The organism is Ruoffia tabacinasalis (assembly GCF_005864045.1).
GTDB classification, from domain to species: domain Bacteria; phylum Bacillota; class Bacilli; order Lactobacillales; family Aerococcaceae; genus Ruoffia; species Ruoffia tabacinasalis.
The window spans coordinates 1-7,159 of the sequence record NZ_VBSP01000071.1 but is presented as its reverse complement, the minus strand read 5'-3'; the positions used below and the strand labels follow the sequence as shown (position 1 = coordinate 7,159).

The 7,159-nt window shown below is 38.4% G+C and carries 7 protein-coding genes, 1 other RNA gene and 1 riboswitch; of the genes, 6 read left to right on the top strand and 2 right to left on the bottom strand.

Translation table 11 applies throughout. From position 1 onward, the window contains the following. Positions 1-137: 137 nt before the first annotated feature. Positions 138-284, top strand: a riboswitch (adenosylcobalamin (AdoCbl) riboswitch). A gap of 92 nt (positions 285-376) precedes the next feature. Together FEZ33_RS11640 and FEZ33_RS11635 are read left to right on the top strand one after the other, a co-directional pair. Continuing rightward, complete coding sequence (locus FEZ33_RS11640) at positions 377-781, top strand: DUF4430 domain-containing protein (protein ID WP_138405539.1); 405 nt, start codon at positions 377-379, stop codon at positions 779-781. Next, complete coding sequence (locus FEZ33_RS11635; RefSeq protein WP_138405538.1) at positions 778-1,314, top strand: ECF transporter S component; 537 nt, start codon at positions 778-780, stop codon at positions 1,312-1,314. The genes FEZ33_RS11640 and FEZ33_RS11635 overlap by 4 nt, the downstream gene beginning before the upstream one ends. A 70-nt stretch (positions 1,315-1,384) precedes the next feature. Here the strand turns inward: FEZ33_RS11635 and FEZ33_RS11630 are convergent, their stop codons facing one another. After that, a complete protein-coding gene (locus tag FEZ33_RS11630) occupies positions 1,385-1,975 on the bottom strand; it encodes a cob(I)yrinic acid a,c-diamide adenosyltransferase (RefSeq protein WP_138405537.1) in 591 nt (196 codons plus the stop codon). Between the two features lie 14 nt (positions 1,976-1,989). Further along, the gene (locus FEZ33_RS11625; RefSeq protein ID WP_138405536.1) at positions 1,990-4,587 is read right to left on the bottom strand and encodes a vitamin B12-dependent ribonucleotide reductase; all 2,598 of its coding nucleotides are present in this window, start codon (positions 4,585-4,587) and stop codon (positions 1,990-1,992) included. Between the two features lie 364 nt (positions 4,588-4,951). Here FEZ33_RS11625 and FEZ33_RS11620 point away from each other — a divergent pair, with 364 nt between their 5' ends. The 4 genes from FEZ33_RS11620 to ffs all read left to right on the top strand — a co-directional run bounded on the left by FEZ33_RS11620 (position 4,952) and on the right by ffs (position 6,922). Next, on the top strand, positions 4,952-5,305 hold the full coding sequence (locus FEZ33_RS11620; protein ID WP_138405535.1) for a hypothetical protein: 354 nt from the start codon (positions 4,952-4,954) through the stop codon (positions 5,303-5,305). A gap of 133 nt (positions 5,306-5,438) precedes the next feature. Continuing rightward, complete coding sequence (gene tadA, locus FEZ33_RS11615; protein WP_171031393.1) at positions 5,439-5,954, top strand: tRNA adenosine(34) deaminase TadA; 516 nt, start codon at positions 5,439-5,441, stop codon at positions 5,952-5,954. A gap of 248 nt (positions 5,955-6,202) precedes the next feature. Next, on the top strand, positions 6,203-6,787 hold the full coding sequence (locus tag FEZ33_RS11610; protein ID WP_138405540.1) for a uracil-DNA glycosylase family protein: 585 nt from the start codon (positions 6,203-6,205) through the stop codon (positions 6,785-6,787). Positions 6,788-6,828: 41 nt separating this feature from the next. After that, an RNA gene (ffs, locus tag FEZ33_RS11605) (signal recognition particle sRNA small type) lies at positions 6,829-6,922 on the top strand. The last annotated feature ends 237 nt before the right edge of the window (positions 6,923-7,159 follow it).

Below are 7,159 nucleotides of genomic sequence, written 5' to 3'. Positions count from 1 at the left end.
GTGGTGAATTAACCATATCAGAAAGGGGGTCTTTTTTCATCACCTAATGGGTGATGAAGCAGATTACTTTAAAGACTATTAAATCAATGTTAGGAAAGACTATTAGTAAAACTATGAATTATTCAGGAGAGAGATAGATACAAATTTAAAGTAGTTTGAATATGGAAGTTCGGTTAAATTCCGAGACGGTCCCGCCACTGTAATCATGCGAAAGGCATGGAGTCAGGTCTTTATTCAAGCATACTTATCCGACATACTATTTCGAGGCAAAATAGTGAGTGATATCCGATCCATTCGAATAAACCCATGCTTTTCCCTCCAAATAGTTGAAGTGAATACTGTCATCTGTCACAAAATCATATGGGAGGCATTTAGAATGAAAAAATGGTTACTATTATTAGCGTCAACTTTAGTATTAGTTGGTTGTGGTCAAACGACACAAACAGAAGAAACGGCTTCAACACCGGTTGAATCAAGTGAACAAGCGGTATTAGCTGAGGTGACTGTGTCAGTAACAGTTGATGGAGAAGAAATTGACGAAGGCGAACAAGTTTTAGAAGTTGAAGAAGGTGCGATTCTATTAGATGTGATGAAAGAGCATTATGAACTTGAAGAAGCTGACGGCTTTATCTCTGCAATTAACGGATATGAACAAGATGAAGAGGCAGGGAAATACTGGTTGTTTGATTTTAACGGAGAGATGGCTGAAGTTGGTGCGGCTGAATTAGAGTTATCAGACGGTGACTTAGTCGAGTGGAAACTTGAAGCCTTCGAAGGATGAGTAAGTATTTCACAGTTAAGCGTCTAGCAGTACTGGCCTTACTGACCGCTCTGTGTCATATTGGGCGAATTGCCTTTCAATTTATACCAAATGTACAACCTGTCACAGTGATTTTAATAATTATTACTTTAACGATGGGAACTTTGGATGGACTCCTAGTAGCTATCACTTCGATGGTCATTTCAAATATGTTACTTGGAATGGGTCCTTGGACACTTTATCAAATTATGGCCTATGGCATCATTGTATTATTTACAAGTGCTCTAAAGGCTTTATACAATCGATTAAAGGACCATCAGAGTGCGCGAAGAGTAATCTTTGCGCTGTTCGCTGGAGCGACTGGATTAATTTACGGGTTTGTTATTTCACTATTTTCATCACAAATGTTTGGTGTCGTTAATTTCTGGGTTTATTATGCCCAAGGGATTTCATTTGATTTAATGCATGCGGCTGGGAATGTGGCCTTCTTTTTAGTGCTGGAGCCGACACTGGTGCCAATTATTCAAAAACGATTTATGACTTCAAAAGGATAACGAATAGGAGACTTTGCAACTGTAACACATAAAAGAGCCATCAGAAATTTTTCTGATGGCTCTTTTGAAATTATTTTGGTATATCTTTTTTTGTCAATTCAGTATGGAAGACACGTCCGCTTCGTTCATACAAGACGTCTTCGACACCAGCTTGGCTATTGGCCACACGTGCTAGGGCAAAGAAGTAATCAGATAGACGGTTAATAAACTTTAATACGTGCTGATTAATCGTCTGTTCTTGTTGCAAGCTAACAATCCGACGCTCGGCGCGTCTTGTAACGGTGCGTGCAAAGTGAAGTTGAGCAGCGAGTTGTGTTCCACCTGGTAAAATAAATGATTCAACTGTTGGAGGTATCGGTGCATACTCGTCGATGCGGTTTTCTAACCAAGTTACCAGGTCTGCATTCGTACGATATGGATACTTATCATGTTTTTCGGGTGTTGCTAAGTCATTGCCGCAGTCGAATAAATAGTGTTGAATGCGCATGAGCTCTTCTTTCATATCACTAGGCGTTTCTTCTAAAGCAACAATCATCCCGATAATACTGTTTAATTCATCCACCGTTCCGTAAGCCTCGACTTGTTGGCTATCTTTATGAACAGACTTTCCACCGATGATGCGAGTGGTACCGTGATCACCTGTCCGTGTGTAAATTTGCATAAGTATACTCCTTATTATAAACCGCAGCGTAATTGTGCGTTACAGTTAGTACATGTATTACATCCACCAATATCTTGAACAATTCCACTACGACAAATTGGGCAAGTATCTCCGATATCTGAACCAAAGACAACGTCATCTGTATGTCCTTGTGTTTTAACGTGCTCTGACTCAGCTAGGTCAACTAATTGTCTTAATTCGTTACTGTCATCAACGATACGGGCCTCTTTCATTGGGAATAATTCGATATTTTCTGCTTCATTCTCTTCAGCCGCAAGTGTTAATACTTGTGAGTCACGAGACCCGTCCACATAGACCGTTCCACCTTTAGCGCCACCTTTGTATAAGCGTTCGTAAATACTTTGAACTTGGCTGACTTGGTAACCTTTAGGTGCGTTTACAGTCTTAGAAATTGAACTATCAACCCATCTTTGGATCGTTGTTTGAACATCAACGTGTGCTTCTGGCGCAAGTGACATAGCTTCAACGAAGAACTCTGGTAAATTTTCAGCGTCTGCTTCTGGGTGTGCATCAAGATATTCTTGAACAATTTCAGCATTCACTTCGATAAATTTACCAAGTCGTCCACTACGGAAGTATTTGAAAGCAAAGTAAGGTTCTAATCCAGTTGCTACACCAACCATTGTTCCTGTACTTCCAGTTGGAGCAACAGTTAATAAGTGTGAATTACGAATACCGTGTTCTAAGACACCTTCACGGATATGATCCGGCATTTTTTGCATGTAGCCTGTTTGAACGAATTTTTGACGAAGAACTTGAGTTTCTTCATCATTTTCGCCGATTAGAAATGGGAAACTGCCTTTTTCTTTTGCTAAAGCAATCGATTCTTCGTAAGCAGATACTGCGATTGTTTTGAATACCTCATCAACAATTTTGTTTCCTTCTTCTGATCCATAAACGTGTTCAGTATAGATGAGTAAGTCAGCTAAGCCCATAACACCTAGACCGATACGACGTTCGCCCAGTGCTTGTTTTTTATTTTCTTCTAGGAAATACGGCGTCGCGTCAATCACGTTATCTTGCATACGTACACCAGTCTTCACTGTTTCAATTAATCGGTCAAAATCTACGGTATGCGTATCTTTGTTGACCATGTTCGCTAAGTTAACTGCAGCTAAGTTACATACCGAGTAAGGTGCTAAAGGTTGTTCACCACATGGGTTTGTCGCGACAACTTTTTGACCGTATGCTTTCGCATTTGTATCATTATTCGCGTTATCGATAAAGAAGATACCGGGTTCAGCTGAATATGTTGCACAAATATTAATTAACTTCCAAAGCTCTTTGGCTTTGATTGTACGGTAATTTTTGATGCCGTAGCCTTTATCTGCCCATTCACGCACATCACCGTGGTCTGGCCATTCAGTATTATAAGCGACCATTTCAGCTTCAGTGTAATTTTCAACATCTGGGAATCTTAATGTCCAGTCCCCATCTTGGTCAATAGCTTCCATAAAATCATCAGTTAAAGTCACGGAAATATTCGCTCCTGTTAAGAATTCTGGGTTATTCACGCTATAAGTTCCGCCATCACGTAGTTTAGCTTGAGCATCTTTAATGTTTTGCTCTGAAAAGCCACCTAAACCTGGCATTGTTTTGTAACGAACGATATTTTCGTACATCGTTACTTCAGCTTGGTTTAATGGTGTGAACTTCAGTTTTTCTTTTGCTAATGTTTTAATCTGTTCGTCATCAGTTTGTTCGATTAAATATTGTAGAACGCGTGGGTTTTGCATTTTTGAGATAATAAATTCAATAATATCTGGATGCCAATCAGCTAACATAATCATCTGTGCACCACGACGGCTACCACCTTGTTCCACAAGATGTGTTAGTTGAGCGATGTCATCTAACCAAGAAACTGAACCAGATGACTTACCGTTAACCCCGCGAGCTAGAGTGTTTCTAGGGCGTAGTGTTGAACCGTTCGTTCCGACACCACCACCACGGCTCATAATCTCCATCACTTCTTTACGGTGATCTGAGATACCTTCACGTGAATCTGGAATGAAAGGCATCACATAACAGTTAAAGTAAGTTACATCAGTATTTGTTCCTGCCCCGTAAAGCACACGACCCGCGGGAACAAAATTCATTTCTTTCAATTGTGTATAGTATTGACCATTTAATTCTTCACGTTTAACTGTATCTGTTTCAACATCCGAAAGACCTTTGGCAGTACGCTTTGCAATCTGTTCATAATAAATTTCTAACGGTTTATCAATCGTTTCGATTTTGCGAGTGACAAGTCCGGTCTTTTGTTCAGTTTCATCTTCTAATGAACCACGGTATTCTTCTTCAATCCAAATAAGGACTTCGTTGTTAGCCGTATCAATGGCTTGCACAATCCCAATCCCTCTCGCTGGGTATTTAGGATCTGCTTTAACCGTTAAGATAACGAGGTCTCCAACCGCTAACGTTGATTTAGCCGCATCTTTAAATGAGTAACGATCTAACATAACCATTCTTGAAACCCCGCTGTGCGTAATATTCATATCGCTTGTCATAGGGAAGATTTGTGGAAATGCTTCGATAGCTTTATTTAATTGTTCTTTGTTCCATGTCACATGTTGATGTGTTGTTTGAGTCATATTTATATTACCCCTTTGTGAAAATGTTCCGTTAGCACTATATATTGTGCTGCTACTGTATTCTAACCCAATATATCGTATTTATCCAGAGTAAACTAAGAATCAAATTTTTTTGTTCGCCTTTTGTTCGCGCAAATCTTGCTAGATAAGGGTAAGCGATATTAAATAAATTTTCAACTATAAATTTTAAAATTAAATTTACTACAATAACGTGTTCTAATAGTATCTTACCGCAATATAATATAAAACATTGCGTTATAGCAAGTCGCTTTAATAGGTTGTGATAGCGTTTTATGCTATAATATACTTATCATTGAATATGAAGATGTTATAAATTTATATAGCATAAAAGGAGGAATTTTAAATGAGTAAAAAAAGAAATAATGTGTCACTTGGCTTAGTATTACTTGGTTCAGCTGCAACAGTTGCCGGAATTGCAGCGATGATGTACTACAACGATGACGTGCGTCATAGAGTTGAAGGTGTTGTGAACCGTGAGCGCGCTAAATTATTTGTAAAACATAAATTAAATGGTTCAGATAGTTTAGTAAATGCTGTTGATAACTTAAGTGATTCTGAAGTAAATACAATCGTTAAGTTAGCAAGTGGTGCTGGTAACGTTAAAGACCAAGCATCTGATGCATTCTCTTCAATTATGGATCGTGCAAAAGACATGTCTTCTGACGTGACTGACCGTGTTCAAGAGTATTTTGAATAATCTCTAAAAGAGTTAATAAATCCGAGTGAATCATGTACACTGAAGAGTGAAGTGGTTTGCTCGGTTTTTTGTGTGAAAAATAATTGAAGCTGTGCATAACGAATGAAAAGATATAAATATTACGAGGTGAAATATGTTAGAGGCAATTGAAATGGAAGAAGCGGTGCGATTAGAGCATGAAAAGTGGATGGAAGAAGCGATAAAAGAAGCGCTAGTGGCTAAAGAGAAGGCAGAAGTCCCGATTGGCGCGATTATCGTTAAAGACGGTGAAATTATTGCCAGAGGGCATAATGTCCGTGAGTTGGAGTTAGATGCTACAGGTCATGCAGAAATTAAGGCCATTCAGGCCGCGAATAAAGCGCTTGATGCCTGGCGACTGGAAGGGACAACAATGTATATCACATTAGAACCTTGTCCAATGTGCGCGGGAGCCCTTATCAATTCACGGGTAGAGAATGTAGTATACGGAGCAGTGGATCTAAAAGCTGGTTGTGGTGGAACACTCATGAATCTATTGGAAGACGAGCGGTTTAATCACCAACCTCAAGTGATTAAAGGAGTTTTAGCTGAGGAATGTGGACAACTTTTAACCAATTTCTTTAGAGAATTACGTGAAAATAAGAAAAAAATAAAGTTATCCACAGATTGATGTGCATAACCCCCATAAAAACGGGAACATCTGTTCAAAACTCTCGACTATGCACAGAAAAATGACTTATCAACAGACTTATGCACAGACTGAGCTGTTGATAACTACCTAATTGTTGATAAATTGAAGCATTAATCACATATTTTAATAGAAATTACCCTATAATGATAGGATTTGGGGCTGTATTTTTAACATAAAGTAAATTGTGGACAACTTGTTAATTAAATGGAAGGATGACAAACAGTATGATGGATAAGATCTATCAAGAAATCATGGAAGATGAATTGAATCGAGCCTATACTGAACGCGGGGTACCACCTTTATTCAAAGCGCCGAAAGAAGCAACAATGGCGATTATTGGCCAAGCACCAGGACGTAAAGCGGAAGAAACGCAATTATTCTGGAATGATCCCAGTGGGGACCGTTTGCGGGAATGGATGGGACTGACTCGTGAACAGTTCTATGAATCAAATAAAATTGCTCAGCTACCTATGGACTTTTATTATCTAGGTAAGGCTAAGACTGGGGATGTTCCGCCTAGAAAAGAGTTTGCACCGAAATGGCATCCACGTATCATCGATGAGTTACCAAATCTGAAGACAATTCTGTTGATTGGAAATTACTCACAAAAGCATTATCTTAAAAAAACACGTCAACGAAATTTAACAGAGACTGTTCGCCATTATGAAGATTACTTGCCAGAGTTCTTCCCACTAGTACATCCATCGCCTTTGAATCAGCGCTGGTTAAAGATTAATCCGTGGTTTGAAGAAGAGGTTATTCCAGTCCTTCGTAAATTAGTGCAGGAAGAAATATTAGAAATCGATAATTAATGCTAAAAAGATTTTGCATTCGAGTGTCTTTTATGCTATTATAAGTGTTGGCAATAGTGGAACCATGAATGAGTCAGGACCGGAAGGTAGCAGCTATAAGTGGTGAAGCTATGTGCCTTTTTTTTGTGCAATTATTTAAATGAAAGAACGCTTGTAAATCCAAGCGTTCTATTTTTTATTACTAAAACACATTTGACCTTTCAAACTAGACTATATCAAGATTATCCTTTAACAATAGTATATATCCTGAATAATTCATACTTCTAAATTTTTCGATTAAAAATACATTTTTTGTCGTAATTTTGCTTTGGTTCTAAAATTTATATGTTTTTTGAGATTTTACAGAACATTTTTATCGAGATTCGATTTTTA

What these genes read in the sequence shown, in the direction of transcription:
- FEZ33_RS11620 (WP_138405535.1), top strand. Translation starts at nt 4,952, where the DNA reads ATGAGTAAAAAAAGAAATAATGTGTCACTTGGCTTAGTATTACTTGGT.
- FEZ33_RS11640 (WP_138405539.1), top strand. Translation starts at nt 377, where the DNA reads ATGAAAAAATGGTTACTATTATTAGCGTCAACTTTAGTATTAGTTGGT.
- FEZ33_RS11610 (WP_138405540.1), top strand. Translation starts at nt 6,203, where the DNA reads ATGGATAAGATCTATCAAGAAATCATGGAAGATGAATTGAATCGAGCC.
- FEZ33_RS11635 (WP_138405538.1), top strand. Translation starts at nt 778, where the DNA reads ATGAGTAAGTATTTCACAGTTAAGCGTCTAGCAGTACTGGCCTTACTG.
- FEZ33_RS11630 (WP_138405537.1), bottom strand. Translation starts at nt 1,975, where the DNA reads ATGCAAATTTACACACGGACAGGTGATCACGGTACCACTCGCATCATC.
- tadA (WP_171031393.1), top strand. Translation starts at nt 5,439, where the DNA reads ATGTTAGAGGCAATTGAAATGGAAGAAGCGGTGCGATTAGAGCATGAA.
- FEZ33_RS11625 (WP_138405536.1), bottom strand. Translation starts at nt 4,587, where the DNA reads ATGACTCAAACAACACATCAACATGTGACATGGAACAAAGAACAATTA.